The 17,574-nt window shown below is 40.1% G+C and carries 17 protein-coding genes; 5 read left to right on the top strand and 12 right to left on the bottom strand.

Features of this window, described 5'->3' with window-relative positions; all coding sequences use genetic code 11:
* Positions 1-127: 127 nt before the first annotated feature.
* From OWEHO_RS01565 to menD, 10 genes are all read right to left on the bottom strand, one after another.
* A complete protein-coding gene (locus OWEHO_RS01565; protein ID WP_014200699.1) occupies positions 128-883 on the bottom strand; it encodes an NYN domain-containing protein in 756 nt (251 codons plus the stop codon).
* 83 nt (positions 884-966) lie between these two features.
* On the bottom strand, positions 967-2,289 hold the full coding sequence (locus OWEHO_RS01560; RefSeq protein WP_014200698.1) for an RCC1 domain-containing protein: 1,323 nt from the start codon (positions 2,287-2,289) through the stop codon (positions 967-969).
* 40 nt (positions 2,290-2,329) lie between these two features.
* A complete protein-coding gene (locus OWEHO_RS01555; protein ID WP_014200697.1) occupies positions 2,330-2,995 on the bottom strand; it encodes a class I SAM-dependent methyltransferase in 666 nt (221 codons plus the stop codon).
* Between the two features lie 87 nt (positions 2,996-3,082).
* Positions 3,083-3,961 carry a pirin family protein gene (locus OWEHO_RS01550; RefSeq protein ID WP_014200696.1) on the bottom strand — a complete coding sequence of 293 codons (879 nt, stop codon included), beginning with the start codon at positions 3,959-3,961 and terminating at the stop codon, positions 3,083-3,085.
* Between the two features lie 73 nt (positions 3,962-4,034).
* Positions 4,035-4,625, bottom strand: coding sequence for a Crp/Fnr family transcriptional regulator (locus OWEHO_RS01545; protein ID WP_052301161.1), 591 nt, complete (start codon positions 4,623-4,625; stop codon positions 4,035-4,037).
* 8 nt (positions 4,626-4,633) lie between these two features.
* Positions 4,634-6,235, bottom strand: coding sequence for a phytoene desaturase family protein (locus tag OWEHO_RS01540; protein WP_014200694.1), 1,602 nt, complete (start codon positions 6,233-6,235; stop codon positions 4,634-4,636).
* A gap of 69 nt (positions 6,236-6,304) precedes the next feature.
* A complete protein-coding gene (locus OWEHO_RS01535) occupies positions 6,305-6,790 on the bottom strand; it encodes a hypothetical protein (protein ID WP_041627333.1) in 486 nt (161 codons plus the stop codon).
* A gap of 51 nt (positions 6,791-6,841) precedes the next feature.
* Positions 6,842-8,362, bottom strand: a complete 1,521-nt coding sequence (locus tag OWEHO_RS01530; protein WP_014200692.1) for a PH domain-containing protein — start codon at positions 8,360-8,362, stop codon at positions 6,842-6,844.
* Positions 8,355-8,858 carry a PH domain-containing protein gene (locus tag OWEHO_RS17660; protein ID WP_169312749.1) on the bottom strand — a complete coding sequence of 168 codons (504 nt, stop codon included), beginning with the start codon at positions 8,856-8,858 and terminating at the stop codon, positions 8,355-8,357. Before OWEHO_RS17660 ends, OWEHO_RS01530 begins: the two co-directional genes overlap by 8 nt.
* Positions 8,859-8,862: 4 nt before the next feature.
* Positions 8,863-10,545, bottom strand: coding sequence for a 2-succinyl-5-enolpyruvyl-6-hydroxy-3-cyclohexene-1-carboxylic-acid synthase (gene menD / locus OWEHO_RS01520; RefSeq protein ID WP_041627330.1), 1,683 nt, complete (start codon positions 10,543-10,545; stop codon positions 8,863-8,865).
* A 517-nt stretch (positions 10,546-11,062) separates the two neighbouring features.
* Here menD and OWEHO_RS01515 point away from each other — a divergent pair.
* On the top strand, positions 11,063-11,440 hold the full coding sequence (locus tag OWEHO_RS01515) for a GxxExxY protein (RefSeq protein WP_014200689.1): 378 nt from the start codon (positions 11,063-11,065) through the stop codon (positions 11,438-11,440).
* 408 nt (positions 11,441-11,848) lie between these two features.
* Here the strand turns inward: OWEHO_RS01515 and OWEHO_RS01510 are convergent, their stop codons facing one another.
* Together OWEHO_RS01510 and OWEHO_RS01505 are read right to left on the bottom strand one after the other, a co-directional pair.
* A complete protein-coding gene (locus tag OWEHO_RS01510) occupies positions 11,849-12,802 on the bottom strand; it encodes an isochorismate synthase (RefSeq protein WP_052301063.1) in 954 nt (317 codons plus the stop codon).
* Complete coding sequence (locus OWEHO_RS01505) at positions 12,802-13,227, bottom strand: PaaI family thioesterase (RefSeq protein WP_014200687.1); 426 nt, start codon at positions 13,225-13,227, stop codon at positions 12,802-12,804. Before OWEHO_RS01505 ends, OWEHO_RS01510 begins: the two co-directional genes overlap by 1 nt.
* A gap of 118 nt (positions 13,228-13,345) precedes the next feature.
* Between OWEHO_RS01505 and OWEHO_RS01500 the strand changes: the two genes are divergently transcribed.
* The 4 genes from OWEHO_RS01500 (at position 13,346) to OWEHO_RS01490 (ending at position 17,561) form a co-directional block, all read left to right on the top strand.
* The gene (locus tag OWEHO_RS01500; protein ID WP_014200686.1) at positions 13,346-13,852 is read left to right on the top strand and encodes a DUF3124 domain-containing protein; all 507 of its coding nucleotides are present in this window, start codon (positions 13,346-13,348) and stop codon (positions 13,850-13,852) included.
* Positions 13,853-13,890: 38 nt separating this feature from the next.
* Complete coding sequence (locus OWEHO_RS18440) at positions 13,891-14,052, top strand: hypothetical protein (protein WP_169312748.1); 162 nt, start codon at positions 13,891-13,893, stop codon at positions 14,050-14,052.
* Between the two features lie 10 nt (positions 14,053-14,062).
* Positions 14,063-16,612 (top strand): TonB-dependent receptor, encoded by a 2,550-nt coding sequence (locus OWEHO_RS01495; protein WP_223252707.1) that lies wholly within the window; start codon positions 14,063-14,065, stop codon positions 16,610-16,612.
* 382 nt (positions 16,613-16,994) lie between these two features.
* Positions 16,995-17,561 (top strand): hypothetical protein, encoded by a 567-nt coding sequence (locus OWEHO_RS01490; protein ID WP_014200684.1) that lies wholly within the window; start codon positions 16,995-16,997, stop codon positions 17,559-17,561.
* Positions 17,562-17,574 lie beyond the last annotated feature (13 nt).

The raw sequence follows: 17,574 nt of genomic DNA, 5'->3' as shown, positions 1-17,574 counted from the left end.
TTATTTAGATTAATTTAAAATAAAGTTTATTTGTGATTGGTTTACAAAGCCTTAACATGGAATTTGTAATGAGAAGTGCTGATAGAAAACAGCTGAAAATGGAGTATTCTAAGAATAAAAAGAATACTTAAGACTTGCTAGAAGATCGAGAATTTCGCCTCTGTTTTTTTCGGACATACACCAATTTAAAGCGTCCCTTTGGGCTTTCGCGTTCTTCAATTTCAAATTCTTTAATAGACTTGATGAGCGGAGTTAGTTTTTGAAAACCATAGTTTCGGGAGTCAAAGTTTGGTTGCTTTTTTTGAAGAAGATTACCTACGTCTCCCAAAAATGCCCAACCATCATCATCTCCCAAATCTGAAATAGTGCTGGCAATTAGTTTAATATCCTTAGCGGTAATTTTATCTACCTCGGTTTTCTGCTCTGGCTTACTCTCCTCTGATTCTGAAGATGTGTTTTTCAAAATCTCTATATAAATAAACCTATCGCAGGCCACAATAAAAGGATTCGGAGTTTTCTTCTCCCCTATCCCAAATACCGTCATTCCCGCTTCACGCAAACGTGTTGCTAATCGCGTAAAGTCGCTGTCGCTAGAAACTAAGCAAAACCCATCTACCTTCTGAGAATAAAGGATATCCATGGCATCAATTATCATGGCAGAGTCAGTTGCATTTTTACCTTGAGTATAGCCGTATTGCTGAATAGGCGTTATGGCATTTTCCAGCAACACATTTTTCCATTTGCTCAAATGTGGCTTTGTCCAATCGCCATAGATACGCTTGATGGTGGGGTTGCCATATTTTGCAATCTCTTCCATCATCTCTCGCACATAAGCGGATGGGATATTGTCACCATCAATAAGTACTGCCAGCTTCAAGTCCATAGGTTTGTTTTGATAAATACAGGAAATTTTACCTGAAATTATTGACCAAGGTAGGCATAGAAATGCGGTTTTTTTTCGTTCACCTATAAGTTTGTCAACTTATCTTTTCTCTGTGCTTTACGATACTTTATAAAAAACACAACGTTGAACAGTAAACTAAGAAAGAGAACCGAATACATGATGATTTTTGGCACTTCTATTATTTGTTTGCCAGTTATGTTGCTTTCGGAAGCAATCGCGTCATTTTCTTTACCCATTTCAGCTTGGGCAACTTCCCCCTTAGGCTCCAAGCTAAGGTCTAGTTTAGTAGGCACAAATATATAAGCAAAATCGCCTTGCCCCTGCTGTCCGCTGGCATTACCGCCAAAGGTGTAAAAATCACCCTTCTTGTCAATTGCTAATGATTGGAAACACCCACCACCTATTTCCTCTATTCCTTTAAAACCTGGAATCTTTTTGGGGTAAGTGTAGCTGATTGTGTCCTTCGTTCCGAGCATTCCATAACGATTGTTCCCCCACCCCCACACTTGGCCAGTTTCATCAATTGCTAAGGAATGCCAGCTTCCACAAGCAATTTTCACCATTGGTGGCAATGAGTCAATTTTCACTATTGAATTAAAATGATCGGATGTTGATTCTCGTACTTGTGTGGAAGGATCAGACCCCCACATGAACAACTCACCATTTTCATTTATAGCTACAGAGTGATGCCAACCAACGGCTATGGATTTTATGTTTTGCAAACCTTCTACTTTCTCCGCATAATGTTGAATAACATTGTGAAAGTGTCCCAACTCGCCAAAGTCATTTGAACCCCATGAATATACCTCTCCATTTTTATCTAAAGCCAAAGTGTGATATCCAACACTAACAATTTTAACTATCCCTTGCAAGGTGGTTTTATCTTTCTTTACAACACTTCTCGGGTATTGGCTATGTTCACGGGTACCATCTCCTAATTCTCCATAAAAATTGTGCCCCCAAGTCCATACTGTCCCATCCTCTTTCAAGGCAACTGTATGCCAATGACCACCCTCGACACTTATAAAATCTCTATGATTCACTACCAACTGTGGAGTGTTAAAATCGATGGGAATTGCTGAGCCCAGCTGACCATAATTATTTCGCCCCCAAGCCCACACTCTACCTTGCTCATCAATAGCCAAAGAATGATCATATCCTCTGGCAATAATTTTGATTTTTGGCAAACGCTCTACGTGATAAGGGGTATTGTGATCTTCATAGGTACTATCTCCAATTTGACCATAATTGTTTCTTCCCATGGTAAACACCTTCCCGTCTTTGTCAAGTACAATAGCATGGCCGTTTCCGGCATCAACCATTTGAGCAGCGGTACAAAATGAAAGAGAAGTGAGTAGTATAAAGAGAAGTTTTCTGATCAGCATAGTTTAGTAGTTTTCGCCTAGCATAATTACTAAAAAGTATCTATTTCATCAATACGGCAACTCCAAACTGCCTTCTTACCTTCTCTCCTGTTTTCGAAATAGCATTATCTTCCTTATGCTGAATTTCTTCAATCTTAAAACTTGATTGAGCAACGAGAACCTTAATGTCTTCATCAGAATAAAGCTGAAAACCATGTTTCACAAAAGGAAGGTTTTTCATGAAATCCTTTTGGCCATAAGCTATCGCAAAGCGTCCTCCCGGCTTTAGCACTCTATATACTTCATTAAGTAATTCTGCTGGTTTCTCCCAAAAGTAGATGGTATTTACCGTAAGAGTAGCATCAAAAGTTTTATCCTTAAAGGGAAGATTTGTTCCGTCATACAGGGTAAAGAAGGCTATTCTAAGCTCTATAAACTTGGCGTTAATGCGCTCGGCTTCCGCCTTCATGGTTTCGGAAATGTCTACACCAAAATAGTTGAGATATTCCGCTTGATCTAAGATGGTTTTTAAATGATCTGCATTGCCCGGACCGAGTTCCAACACACTTTGCCCAAACTTAAGCTGCAAAGCCTCAATGGCAGCTTTGATCATTTCAATGTTGCCCTCACTCATCAACTGCCCTACTTTAATCCCATCTTCTCCAGTAGGGTTGCTCAATTGCTTTGCTAGTGATTTAAGGTCTTCTTCCGAAAATTTATCAGACATAAAGTATTTTGAATATGATCTGCTTCAAAAATAAAAAACGGGTAAGTATGACCTTACAAACCTACCCGTTTTTTTACTCTCCTAATTTTAATCTTCCAAATACCCGAATTTACCCATGTTAAAGTCATTGATGGCTTGCATCAATTCTTCACGTGTGTTCATTACAAATGGCCCTTGGGCAGCAATCGGCTCATTGATGGGCTCTCCACCAAGTATTAGCACCACGGCATCTTCAAGCGCTTCAATGGTGAAATCTTCGCCTTCATTTTCAAATAACACAAAATGATCCGTAGGTACTTGCTCCTCGCCATTTACAGTAATACTGCCTTCAATTACCAGCAATCCTGTGTTATAGCTTGCAGGGAATGAAAAGTCTGCTTTACCGCCCTTTTTAATTCTGGCATTGAGCATATTTAGTGGCGTAAAAGTGGAGGCTGCACCGCGCTCATCTTTATATTCTCCGGCAATTAGCTCTACTACTCCACCGCCATTGGGCAAGTTGTATTTAGCTATTTCTGCATTTGTAATTCCCTGGTATTTTGGTGTGCTCATTTTGTCCTTAGCGGGAAGGTTTACCCAAAGCTGCACCATCTGAAAATCGCCACCTTTTTTGGCAAACTCCTTTTCGTGATACTCTTTGTGCAAAACACCAGAAGCGGCAGTCATCCACTGCACATCTCCTTCGCCAATTACACCGCCACCACCAGCACTATCGTGATGCGCTACTTTTCCCTTATAGGCAATAGTTACGGTTTCAAAACCACGGTGGGGATGTACGCCCACACCTCTTGGTGTATCTGTAGCGGGGAAATGAAATCTGGAATTATAATCCATCATTATAAATGGATCCATACGCTTCATGTCCAAATGATAAGCGCTCGGGATAAAATTATGTACTCTGAATCCATCGCCCACGTAGTGAGGCTCTCTTGGTGGAATTACCACCTCTATCTTTTTTGTATTCATCATCTTATCTTTTAATACTTCAAATGTAGCTCAGGTATAAACGCTGTGCATTGATGTATGATAAGAAAGACGACTAGCCTTTAAAATTCCTTTTGGCAAGATCGCGCCTTACACGGCTTAAGCTTTCTGGGGTTATCCCCAAATAGGAAGCTACCATCCATTGGGGTACCCGGAGCATCAGGTCAGGATATAGTTTTATGAAATCAAGATAACGGGTTTCAGCATTTGCACCAATCAGCAAGCTTATTCTGTTTTGCAAATGGCGCACATGGTTTTGAAGTATTCGTTCATTATTTACTCTAAACTCAGCGCTGATCGCTGATATTTTTTGAATAAAATCGGAGTCTATTAAAACTGCCTTGGTGTCTTCTATTGCGTCAATAAAATAGGCTGATGGCTCATTAAAATACACACTACCACGATCACTCATCATCCAATTTTCGGGTGCGAACTGTACAATGCTTTCTTTTCCATCTTCATTAACAGAATACATACGAAGTAAACCTTTATCAACAAAAAAGGTATGCTGACAGATTTCTCCACTTTTTAGTACATAATCACCCTTCTTCACTTCTCGACTTGGCAAATCAGCCGTCAGTTTTTCTAATTCAGAAGCAGGTAACTCGGTGAGTGATTGGAAGTATTTGTAAAAATTTGAATTCAAGTGATCGCCTATTTCTTTTGAAGTTCGCCAATTTCCTTGAAAATTCGCCACACGCGAAATTTGAGTATAGTAATTGCGACAAGCATACCCGAAAGCATGGCCCCTGCTACACCCACCAAAGTAATATCCTGCCCTGTGAGTCGAAGACCTTTTATTTTGGTTTCAGGTCTTAAAAAAGAAAGGTCAAAACGATCAGGGGTATGATCCAAACCATAAATCTCTCCTTTTTTATAATTGGAAAAATGTTTGGTAGAAAGAGGTGATGAAACCTCAGTAACAGCTACATGTCCTTTGATTTGTGGATATAGGTTGTATAGCCTCTCCAGCATTCCGTCCTTGAATTCCTCCTTCAACTTTTTGTACTCATCATCCCTTTTCATCCAAGGTTGATCCTCATATTTTGCAAACCATTCATAATTGGCTTTAGAAATTGCCTGAATAGTGGCTGTTCCCGCATTCGTTTCTTCCCATTTAGGATCTTTGGCTGACGGAAAAGATATGTAAGCAAACTTATCCGGTGCATCTTTCAAAGTCATATTGTCAAAAGTCGCATCAATATTTTCATTTGCATACCACCACAAGTTATGCTTTGGCAGATTAAGCTCTTCGCTGGATTTGTCCAAGCCTACATACAAGCAAATATGTCCGGTAGCCGGTTTTACAGTCTCAAGGTTAAAATCACAGGTTTTGCTTGCTCCATTTTTCAAAAGGTGATTGAAAGTATTATTTACTCCCACTCCGCTTATCACACTTTTACAGGGAATAAAAGTTTCCCCCACCATTACACCTTTCACACGGCTTCCCTTAGTCACAATTTCTGAAACATCAGCATTTATATATACTTCGCTTCCTAGCTCGTGTAAGGTGTCAATAGTTTTCAATGCGATTTGCTCCGATCCGCCTTTTGGGTAATAACCGCCCTCCATAAAGTGACCGATTACCAAAGCATGCGCACCAAAGCTGCTGTGCCTTGGTGATAAACCATAATTACCACATTGGCCACAAAGCACTGCTATCAGCCTCTTGTTCGTAGTGATTTTACTCAGTACTTCCAGGGTAGTTTGCTGAGAATACTTTTTATAAAACTTGCGAATAAACCAACCCAAAGACTTGCTCAAAAATGGTTTGAAGCTCTTTTCAAAAAAGAAAGCACTTCCCCATTTATTTGATTTTTTGAGTAACTCCAAATAGTCGTCAATTGCCTTTTCCTCATTTGGAAAATAGCCAATCATTTGCTTCCTAAAATTCTCTTTACCGGCTTTAAACTCATACACGTCATCGCCAATCTGAACCACATCATACACTTCACCCATGGGTTCCCATTCCAGCTTTTTGTTGCTTAGCAAGTCAAACATGCCGCGCATAGAACCGCCTTCTTCCAAATTGCCAACATAGTGAACGCCTACATCCCAATTAAAACCTTGCTTTCTTTTGAAACTATGAGTGAAACCACCAGGAACATAATGGCGCTCGAGAACCACTACTTTCTGTCCACATTTGGCTAACCAGGTAGCAGCGGTAAGACCGCCAATGCCAGAGCCTATAACAATGTGGTCAACGTCTGAAAAATCAATATCTGGAGAAAACCGCTGAAAGCGTTTGTGCTGCATAGCTAAGTGTGGTTGTGCCCAAATATAGAATTATATGAGGTACGCTTGGATTTAAAACCTAGTCTTACGTCAAGGTAATTTGTTGTGTAGAGTATATACTGGAACAAAACCTTCTATAATTTTAATTTTCGGTCCTACACCAAATCTATACTTAGCATATATTTTCACAAAATTAGAATCAGCAGAATACTCCATTACTTTTACTTTCACGAAGCTCTTAATATAGGATAAATTGTCTCCACCAATTATCTGTGAAGATCTTCCTAAATAGAAGTCGGTAACTTCTTTTGCGCGTGCCAGATTATCAGAAACCATGACGGTTACATATTCATGACTCCGCACAGTGTCAAAATGATAAATGTATTTTTCATCCAAAGATTCTACTTCCAAAGCACCCGAATCCTTTAAAATTACTGTTACCAACAAACCAACACCTGTTCCTGCAATCACGAACAGAATGAAAAATCTCCAAAATTTAAAACTCCTCCAAATGGTCATTCTAGTAAAGAATTTTCTTTTTTTAATATCCTTGATGAAGAACAATATTGACTTCATCTACAAACATTTTCTCCTTTCAAGAGAAACATCAAACTACAAACCTTGTCCCTACATCCACCCTCTATCTTCCACTTCAATCTTATAAAGCAGAAAATCGTAAAGCTCCACAGCTTCCTCAAAAGGCAGGTGTTTAAAACCTTCCACTCCGGCTGCTGTGTAAAAAGTTACCGAAGCCAGATTTCTTTGTTTTTGAAAAATGCTTTGGGTGAGCTTCACATTTTGCAATTTGTAAAGTGGCAGGGCTACTCTTGAGGGAAACACCCATCCTTTCTTCAGAATCAACATTTCGGAACTAACCAACATAGATACGCTGAAGAAATACTTCTTGATAAAAAACAAAGAAATAGGTAAGTACAGCAAAGCTCCCAAACTAAAAATCCAACCAAACCATCCCAAGCCTGTGATTAATATGGAAGGGATTATTCCAAAATAAATAGTGTGCTGCAAACGCAATAACTGATTGGGCAAATAGTGAGTATAAGTACCTGTAAGAGCTTGAGGGTAAAAAGTATCGAGCACCACTTCCAACTGTTCATCTCGGCAACCAGGCACACGTACTACACCTTTTGTGCCTCTAGCATCCTCAGGGCTGGCTTGCTTTACAGCTAAAGTTCTTAAGCCAATAAGCTTACGCAAAGGGTTGCTCTTCCACTTTAGGTATTGAATTTTATTGTTTGGAATTTGATACTCTGCCCGTTTTAGCAAACCCGAAACCAACTGCACTCCTTTAGCATCTACAAAAAACTCAAGATTGAAGTATTTCAGCAAGCTTTGAATCATTGACATCAAAACCGAAATAAATAGAAAAGCCAGAACGGCAATAGGCAATAAAATAAGCCACGAAGCCATAAAAGTATTGGCTTGCTCTTCTAAAAATGGCTCAAAAGGTTTGAGTAAATATTCTTCAAATTGCCATACATAACCGTTGATTACCGCAAAAACCAATAACCCTGTTCGCAAATGATTCTCCGTAAGACCTACCAGCAAAAGATCTTTGATGGGTAGTGTAACCAAAGGGCGTTTTGTACTAAGGTCTAAGGTTTTGTTTGTTTCACGTTCGTCCTCACTAGTTTCCGTTTCAAGCTCTCCTTTCTCCTGCTTAGTTTCCTCTTTCTTTTCTATTAAAAAGTTCTGCAGTTCGCGAGCATAGCTTTTGGGTAAAGCCGAAATTTCTAGCTCTTTTTCAGTACTTCCTGCCGTGTCCACTTTTACGGCCATCACGCCAAGCACCTGCTGAATAATATTTTGATTGAGGTTTACGGTTTGGATTCTGTCAAAGGGAATAGTAATGCGGTCGCGGCTCAGCAAGCCCTTTTCCATGATGAATTTATCATCCACCACATAAAAATAAAACCTGCGGTACTGTAGATAAGAAATGATGAGAAACAGCCCGGCAATGATGAACCCAACTTCTTTGAGACCTAATCCCCAAAAGGAAATTTCGGTACCAAATTGCACCAAAATCACAGAGATGAAGATGTTGGCAGCAACTCTAAGATTTTTAAAAAAAATAACCGCCACACCAACAAGGGATTGTCTTTGCGGCTCATTCAGGTTTAGGTTATTCATACTCCGCGCTCAGCTTGGTAATAAAATCACGAAGTCGCTGTGCACGCTCTTTGGTAAGTCCGCTAATGCTAAGGTCGCTACCGCTACCCCCTGCCGTGTATACTTTTACCGATGCCAAATTGAATAACCTACCCAATGGCCCCTGGCTAATCTCGCAATGCTGAATTCTGTTGAAAGGAACGCTGGTCATGTGAAACCAAATAAGGCCACTTTTATAACTCACATCTTTTTGGCGAATGGCATATCCCTTTATTTTGAAGCCTATTATTTCGAAGATAAACACCAGCGCAAATAAAGCCGCCCAAGGTGTATAGTACATCCAAGCTGCTACATCGGTAGTAAAAAGTAAAACGGTGAGCACACCAGCTGCCATAAGAAAGAACAAAGCCCAAGCGGTAAGGCGCATGTATAGGTAATCCGATTCTAGTGATTCAAAATCCACCGCTTCCATTTGCGGAAGCTCATCGGGGTTTATGTCAAGATTTTCGAGTAGCATATTTTTACTTAAATCCATTTCTTAAAAATGCCCAGTAGTTTTTCAGCACCTCGGGACTTTCAATGCGTGGCGTTTGTATTTCCAGAACCTTTATGCCTCCTTCCGGGGCAAAAAAGCTTGACAGAACTTGTTGCAGTTTTCCTTCATCAGATACACTTGTAAAGCTTAGCCCGAATGTGGTAGCCACGCCCTGCAACTTCACATTGTGAATAGTCTCCTGAAAACGCTCAAAGTCTTCATTTTTATCCGGCCCTTCAATAATACGGAAGATATTTCCACCATTATTGTTCAGAACAATCACTCGTAAATTATCCGGTAACTCATCATTCCAAAAAGCATTGGAATCATAAAGAAAGGCAACATCACCGGTAATCAGAGTAACCATTTTATCGGTAGTTATGGCATGGCCAATAGCTGTAGACGTGCAACCGTCAATTCCACTAGTACCACGATTGGCATAATGCAAGATGGACTCTTCATGGTCAAAAAGCTGTGAATAGCGAATAGAGGTACTATTGGCACAGTGCAAAATAGAATCTTTAGGTAAGTGCTTCAATATTTCGCGAAAAGCAGCCATGTCCGAAAACTGCGCTTTATTCACAAACTCGGCATGCTTGGCCATTCTCTTCTGGTCTTTTGCCAAAAAATCATCCCGATAATCACTCGATTTTGGCTTTGTAAAACCCATCAAATCTTTAAAAAACAAAGCAGGATGTACCTGAACGTGATCCGTCAAGGCTCCATAAGTATCTTGAAATTCCGTGGCTTCATTCACATACCAATGATGTTTTGGCTTGAAAGTGCGTAAGAATTTCTTCACCATTTTGCTCACTACCTCTCCACCTATGCTTATCAGAAGGTCAGGGCAAAGCGCTTCTTTTTCTTCCTCACTAATTGTATTAATCAACCTGTCAATAGAGTGAATATTACACGCACAGTGCAGGTTGCTCAGCGATTCAGAAAATATAAGGAAAGGACTTTTTTGGTTTAGGGAAGTTAGAATTTCTTCCAGCTCACTATCAGGAAGCATTTGTCCTGCTAGCACCCAAATTTTAGGAGCTTCATTCCAAATGGAGGAAAGCTGCTCGACCTTGGTGTTGGAAAGCGTTCTATTCCCCAAAGTTTCATCAATATACTGAGCTTCCACCTGCTCCTCAGTTGTTCCATAAAGGGGTTCGTCAAAAGGAACATTGATATGAACGGGGCCATGCTTAGTAGCCAGCAAAGCTTCATTTATACTTCTTTGATTGAAGTTTTTGGCCAGCTCATCAGCCGGCTCACGGATAAGATCAAAGTCTTTAACAATATGGGTTGTAAACACATTGGGCTGACGAATCGCCTGGCCAATTCCTTGGTCTATCAACTCAATCGGTCTATCTGCAGTGATTACAACTAATGGGAGCTTTTGATAAAAAGCCTCTACCACTGCTGGATAAAAATTAACCGCTGCTGAGCCTGAACTACAAATCACGGCAACAGGTTCGCGTTTTTCTAATGTAAGTCCCATGGCCGTGAATGCCGCCACGCGCTCATCGGGCACCGAAATACAGCGATAATCGGAATCGTTTGTAAAAGTGATAATCAAAGGAGCATTACGGCTACCTGGCGCTATCACCACCGTTTTACAATTATGCTGCTTTAAAAGTTGCCCTAGATACTGGGCATTGAGCTTATCTGAAGTTTTAATATCTTCTGGAGTTTAGTTCTTCAATAAGTAGCAAAAGTAAGCGGATAAATGGATTTTCATCAAAAGAGGAAATTCACCGCTGTGCTTCTCTTTTAAAACAAAAATAACGCTGAGTGACCTTTGATAAAAAACACCCCTGAATGCTCAACGTTTGCCTGAGTATAGTGCAGCACCTCTGTGAAACTCTCTGAACTCTGTGGTTCATAACTATACGCAATACCCAAATTACCACTGAGTGAAATGAGTCACACTGAGAAAGACACAAAATCAGCATTCCTCCTCTGTGGAACTCTCTATACTCAGTGGTTCATAACCCCGCGCTGTTATTAATTACCTCTGGGTACACTGAGTCACACCGAGCAAAGCACAATATTTCAACATCACACCTCTGTGAAACTCTTTATACTCAGTGGTTCATAACTATCCGTAATACACTCTAAACCTTGGAGCGCAGAGCTCCGATAAAAAACACTTGAGATTAGTTTTATAACTTTTCAACAACCAAAACTCAACAATAATGCACTATATACACTCAAACCTTACTGGTGAAATAATTAGATGCGCAATGGAAGTGCACACCAATTTGGGACCTGGTTTACTTGAAAATGCTTACGAAGAATGCCTTTATTATGAATTACTTCAAACCGGACTGTTGGTTGACAAGCAGTTTGCCCTTCCTTTAGATTATAAAGATGTGAGACTTGACTGTGGATATAGAATCGACCTATATGTAGAAAAGAAGGTGATTGTTGAAGTAAAATCTATAAGTGCACTTCAAAACATACATATGGCTCAAATAATGACTTATCTGAAATTGACTGAATGTAAAGTAGGCTTACTTCTAAATTTCAATGTGAAATCTATGAAAGCTGGGATAAGGAGAATTGTTCTCTAGAATAGGCGCAAAGGATTCGGATTTATTGCTCTGTACTTCACGAAACTCTGAGTACTCTGTGAGGCATAATATTACCACTGAAGCACACTGGGCAAGGTGCATTATCAGGATTTTTCCTCTGTCTAACTCTGTATACTCCGTGGTTCATAAATTCATACTGTGATTAATTACCACTGAATACAATGAGTCACACTGAGCAAAACGCCATATTTCAGCATCACTACTCTGTGGAACTCTCTACTCCGTGTTTCATAACTCCGCGCTGTAATTAATTACCTCTGGGTACACTGAGCCACACTGTGCAAAACACAATATTTCAGCATCGCTACTCTGTGGAACTCTCTATACTCCGTAGTTCATAAGTTCATATTGTGATTAGTAACTCTGGGGCCCTATTGGATAATAGTTCTACTTCAAAACCTGCAATAAGGTCTGCATCTTATTCTCCGTCTCCTCCCACTCCGCCTCAGGGTTTGAATCTCTGGTAATACCACCTCCAGCATATAAAACTACAGAATCATGAAAGACTTGCATGCAGCGGAGGTTTACAAAATAATGCGCGTCAGTTCTTTGGTTTAGTCCAAAGTAACCAGCGTAAAAACTACGCTTGTACGGCTCATTTTTCTTTATAAATTCTAATGCTTCCTTTTTAGGGAAACCAGCAACGGCCGGAGTTGGATGAAGCTTTTTAATCAAAGAAGAAAGATTGAAGCTTCCCTGCACTGTGGCTTCGATTGCTGTTTTTAGATGGACTACGTTTCCAGCTTCCGCTATAATTGGGCCTTCGGCCTTCACTCCTTCCACTCCCTTTTCAGAATTCAGAATTTCAGTGATATAATCTGTGACCAGCTCCTGCTCTATTTTTTCCTTTCCAGTAAATTTATCCTCTTCACCTTTTTTTTGTGTTCCGGCAAGGCTCATAGTTTTTAGCACATCCCCTTTTTTACTGAGCAAGGTTTCCGGGGTAGCGCCCATCCACGTTCCTACTTCCGGATGCGTAAAAAGATACACACAGGCTGTGGGATAAGCTTCTACTAATTTTTTAAAAACAAGAACAGGCTCAATTATCTTGTCAAATCTTTGAGGACGTGACATCACAATTTTACCCAGATCATTTTTACGAATATGAGCCACTGTATTTTCCACCAGCTTTACATATTCTTCATGAGTGGGAATATTAAAGTGTTGCCCACCAAGGTTTTCAGAAAGAAAGCTTTCGTCATTGGTTTGATTCATTTTTAGGTTCACCTCTTCATGCCCTTCAAAGGATGAAAAGCGAAAGGCAAAACCACCGCCCGAATCTGAAGTGTATACTTTATAATCTGAGTTACCCGGTAAACTGATAAAGAGCTTTTGCATCATTACTTTTTATGCGGCACAATCATGTTGGTAAGTTTACAATGCGAAATAATTCGCTCCTCTTCATCGCGAATTACGATTTCCCAAAGGTGAGTACTTCGCCCTTTATGAATGATATTAGCGGTGCCCGTAATCACACCATCGCGCTTGGAGCGCAAATGATTGCAACTAATTTCGATTCCTAAAACAGCATATTCTTTTGGGTCGGCATAGAGTAAACTAGAAGCACTACCCAAACTTTCGGCTAAAGCCGCAGAAGCACCGCCATGCAAAAGCCCCATCGGCTGATGTACACGCGAGTTTACTGGCATCGTCATCTTTACCATCCCCGCTTCCTTGTCCACATCTACAAACTTCATTTCTAAAGTTTCCATCAGCGTATTTTTGCAAAATTTATTGAACTCGTTTAGTATTTCTTCCTTGGTCATTTTCTAAATTTTGAAGCGGTAAATGTAAGCAGTGTATACTTTCTAAAGCCAAAGTATTAAATCCTTTATCCACCAATAAAACATTTTAACTTAGCCCTATTAATTTAATGTAGAATCTATGTGCCGAATTATTCCACTTTTGGTTTTTGTGATTTTCACATCTTGTAATCAAGCAGAAGAGCAAGCAAGTAGCCCAACTCTAGACTGGAGTAATAGAGAAGTTTCGGTAAATAGTTTGGATAGCCTGATGCCGCATAGCTCCTACCTTTCTGTTTACTCTCAAATTTATAGCTACTCCCCCGAAACTACTTTTCCACTAACCGCCACCGTCAGCATCCACAACACTTCACTTTCGGATTCTATATTCATCACCAAAGCCGATTACTACAACACACACGGTGAACTGATTCGAAATTACATCAACAAACCAATTTTTGTGAAGCCGCTGGAATCACTTCAAATTGTAATAAATGAAACCGATGGATCAGGTGGTACCGGTGCCAATTTTGTTTTTGATTGGCTTACCCAGAATGAGGGCAATGAACCATTTTTTGAAGCTGTAATGATTTCAACTTCCGGGCAGCAAGGCATGAGCTTTACAACCAAAGGGGTTAGAACAAAATAGATCACTAATAGTATCTTGCAGGATATTTCAACCCCAGGATGACCAGCAATATTATGGCCGTCCTGCCTTTTGTAAACATGAAATACGAAGCGGAGGATAAGTACTTCAGTGATGGTAGTACTGATGAAGTCATAAACGCCCTTGTCAAGATTGATGGGCTGAAAGTTCTGTTGTTCTCCAATTTACAAGCTTCTGAATAAGCTGATACAATTGAAGAATTTATTAAATAAGTGGAATATAAGATCGAGATTTTTCTGGATAGTAGTCTTTTTCATTTTTAGCCAATGCTTGTCGTATGAAAATGCCTTAGCTAATGTTCTGAAAGATCCTAACCTGATATACCAGGAAAGGAATGATGCCATAATCATCTCATCAAAGCCTAAACAAGATTCTGAGGAAACCAAACAAAAAATTCTAACGCAAACCATTCGCGGACAGGTAATAGATGAGGAGAGCAAATTACCACTGATTGGAGTGACAGTAATGATTGAAGACTCCTCTCCTCCTATTGGTGCCACCACCAATATTGATGGAAATTTCCGGATTGAAAAAGTGCCGGTTGGACGTGTAAACCTGCAACTTTCATATATCGGTTATGAGCAAAAAATAATTCCAAATATTGTGGTGAATTCGGCCAAGGTAGTGGTACTAAACCTTACCCTGCATGAGTATACTACCAAAATGGACGAGGTGACCGTGGTAGCACAAATGGACAAAGGAAGTCCTATCAATGACATGGCATTGGTTGACGCCAGATCAATCTCTCCTGAGGAATCAAACAGATATGCAGGACCTTTTAACGATCCTACCCGAATCCTATCCAACTATGCGGGTATAGCCACAACTCAAGATGGTAGCAACGATATTATAGTTCGTGGTAATTCACCGAAATACGTGCAATGGAGATTGGAAGGTGTACAAATCACTAACCCAAATCACTTCGCCAATCAAAGTGGGATCGGTACGGGAGGCATCAGTGCACTCAACAACAACATGCTGGCTACTTCAGATTTTTACACCTCCGCATTCCCAGCTGAGTATGGTGATGTATTGTCTGGCGTGTACGATATCAAATTAAGATCTGGAAACAATGAACGCTTTGAAGGGGTATTTGGCGTGGGAATTATGGGGACAGATATTACCCTGGAAGGCCCGCTCAAAAAGGGCTATGCTGGTTCTTACCTAATCAACTACCGTTACTCTACTATCACCTTGTTGAGCACCCTCGGATTGTTGGACCGAAGTGGCGCTACAAATTTTCAAGATGGTGCATTCAAAATCATGCTGCCTTCCGATAAGCTAGGTACCTTCTCAATCTTTGGTTTAGGTGGTTTTAGTGGGTTTGACTTGGAGAATATATCAGGCATAGATGCTGTGTTGTCGCCTGGCTTTAGCGGTCAATTGAGCTCCCTGTCAAAAGACCATTCTACGAGAAGTTATCTTTTTAATACCGGCATCAATCACTCGATTTACTTATCAAAAAAAAGCTATCTCAATACTTCTGTAATATACTCCACTGATGGCATAAATGATAATGTGCAAGCCAGATACAATCCTCCTGCACAAGCTGAGGACTCACCTTACCAATATTTTGAGGGAGACGTGAACAAATCAACCTACCGGGGAGCAATGACCTTTAATTACAAATTCAACAATCGGCATAAGCTACAGGCAGGATTTAAATATGCATATTTCAGCTATGACTACTTTCAGCAGCTGCAGAAAGATACTTTATCCACCCCGAGATTACTCGCTGATTTTGATGAGCAAATGAGCACCCTTCGGAATTTCATCAGCTGGAAATTTCAGGCATTCAGCAACGTCACATTTATTACTGGCATTCATCAGATGAATGACTTCTACAATCAAAACCGAACATTAGAACCACGATTTGCCATGGATTGGAGGCTAACCCCCAACATTGATCTGACTCTGGGATACGGAAAACACAGCACTATGGAAAGTGCTCATAACTATTTTGCCAAAGTACCAAATGACAATGGTACACTCACAGAACCCAACCGCAATCTGGGACTACTAAAAGCCGACCATTATACGCTTGCGATAGAGAAACGATTTAGGCCCGATTTAAAAGCAAAATTGGGAATCTACTACCAGTGGCTGTATGATTTACCGGTAGCCAAAGACTCTAGCTACTATGCCACAATAAATGAAAGAATAGATTATGAATACGTACATCTTGTCAATGAGGGGGAAGGCAAGAATTATGGAGTTGAGCTTACCATCGAGAAATTCTTTAACAACAGCTATTACTTTTTGGTCAATATGTCGCTCTTTCAATCGAAGTACAAAACCCTGGAAAACAAATGGCGAAATACACAATATAACAGCGAGTATATCGCCAACATATTAGCTGGAAAGGAATTTCTTAATCTTGGAAGAAAGGACAATCAAGCGCTCACGATTAATCTAAAAGTTTTTGTGGGCGGAGGAAGAAAAATAATCCCGCTTAGAAGAGATGATCAAGGCCAACTGAATGTAGATCCGGCCAATGATCAATACTGGGACTATGATAAAGCCTATGAATCGTCTCTTGACGACCTGCATCAGATAGATTTTTCTATGAGCTACAAGTGGAATAGACCAAAAACTACGCACGAATTCTACCTCAACATCTACGATATCACTGAGGCAAAAGGAAGAATATCGGAGTATTACGATGACAGCGAACCTGGTAACATCAGCTATATCACACAGGTCGGACTTTTCCCTAATCTCATGTATAAGGTCTATTTCTGAGATTACCCAGCGGTGAAATACCGAAGACCTATTCAAATCATATCAGACTAAATCAACTTTACCCTTGCGCCCCTGGCATATGAGAGCGGCTTTAATTTTAAATCGGTATTCAGTGCCTCCTTCTAATAAAACGAAGGAATGACTCCGCAATCTTGGGTGAAATCTAATCCAAAGTTAGATCTGTTGATCAGAAATTAAATCGTACTCATAAGTCCAGAATTACATTTCAGGACGATTCACCTTCCTTTCCACGTCACCTTTGCACTGTCAATACGATAAAGCAGAGTAAATAATCATTGGGTTATGCTTCCATTCTACTTTACTAAATAATCAAACGATAACAAGGAAGGCTTTGTGCAATCGAAATTCTAAAAAAACAATTATGAAAAAAGCATTATTCATCTTGACGTTGTGCGGACTAACTATGATCGGCAAATCTCAAAACGCAAGTGTAGAAAAGTCAACATTCGGAATTCAAACCGGAGTTTTAGGGCTTTGGGCATACAATGAAGCAAGGTTATCAAATAGCATAGCGCTAAGAACAGAGCTTGGTTTTGATTTAGGTATTTGGGAAACCACTTACTATGATGATTATAATTCTCCGTTTATCCTCACACCGGTTATAGTTATTGAGCCTAGGTTTTATCACAACCTCAAAAAACGTTTACAAAAGTCAAAAAGAATTGATGGCAATAGTGGCAATTTTATTGCCTTAAAAACCAGTTATCATCCAGAATGGGCTCTTTTCAATACTGATGATGCTCCGGTGGTAAGTGATTTCGCCATCATACCTACGTATGGAATTAGAAGAAATATAGGGGAGCATTTCAACTTTGAAGCCGGTATTGGCGCAGGATATAGCTACACATTTGCTGAGCGTGCAGGATATTCAAAAGACGAAAGTGGAATAGAATTAAACATGCACTTGCGAATAGGGTATAAATTTTAGCCTAACCAAAAAC

The organism is Owenweeksia hongkongensis DSM 17368 (assembly GCF_000236705.1).
Taxonomy (GTDB): domain Bacteria; phylum Bacteroidota; class Bacteroidia; order Flavobacteriales; family Schleiferiaceae; genus Owenweeksia; species Owenweeksia hongkongensis.
Note: the sequence above shows the minus strand (reverse complement) of the source record. Positions and strands in the feature narration are given on the sequence as shown.

Coding starts and splice junctions, on each gene's coding strand:
- OWEHO_RS01530 (WP_014200692.1), bottom strand. CDS start 8,362: ATGAATAACCTAAACCTGAATGAGCCGCAAAGACAATCCCTTGTTGGT.
- OWEHO_RS01510 (WP_052301063.1), bottom strand. CDS start 12,802: ATGATGCAAAAGCTCTTTATCAGTTTACCGGGTAACTCAGATTATAAA.
- OWEHO_RS01535 (WP_041627333.1), bottom strand. CDS start 6,790: ATGAAGTCAATATTGTTCTTCATCAAGGATATTAAAAAAAGAAAATTC.
- OWEHO_RS01505 (WP_014200687.1), bottom strand. CDS start 13,227: ATGACCAAGGAAGAAATACTAAACGAGTTCAATAAATTTTGCAAAAAT.
- OWEHO_RS01515 (WP_014200689.1), top strand. CDS start 11,063: ATGCACTATATACACTCAAACCTTACTGGTGAAATAATTAGATGCGCA.
- OWEHO_RS01490 (WP_014200684.1), top strand. CDS start 16,995: ATGAAAAAAGCATTATTCATCTTGACGTTGTGCGGACTAACTATGATC.
- OWEHO_RS01500 (WP_014200686.1), top strand. CDS start 13,346: ATGTGCCGAATTATTCCACTTTTGGTTTTTGTGATTTTCACATCTTGT.
- OWEHO_RS18440 (WP_169312748.1), top strand. CDS start 13,891: ATGACCAGCAATATTATGGCCGTCCTGCCTTTTGTAAACATGAAATAC.
- OWEHO_RS01560 (WP_014200698.1), bottom strand. CDS start 2,289: ATGCTGATCAGAAAACTTCTCTTTATACTACTCACTTCTCTTTCATTT.
- OWEHO_RS01565 (WP_014200699.1), bottom strand. CDS start 883: ATGGACTTGAAGCTGGCAGTACTTATTGATGGTGACAATATCCCATCC.
- OWEHO_RS17660 (WP_169312749.1), bottom strand. CDS start 8,858: ATGCTACTCGAAAATCTTGACATAAACCCCGATGAGCTTCCGCAAATG.
- OWEHO_RS01540 (WP_014200694.1), bottom strand. CDS start 6,235: ATGCAGCACAAACGCTTTCAGCGGTTTTCTCCAGATATTGATTTTTCA.
- OWEHO_RS01555 (WP_014200697.1), bottom strand. CDS start 2,995: ATGTCTGATAAATTTTCGGAAGAAGACCTTAAATCACTAGCAAAGCAA.
- OWEHO_RS01550 (WP_014200696.1), bottom strand. CDS start 3,961: ATGAATACAAAAAAGATAGAGGTGGTAATTCCACCAAGAGAGCCTCAC.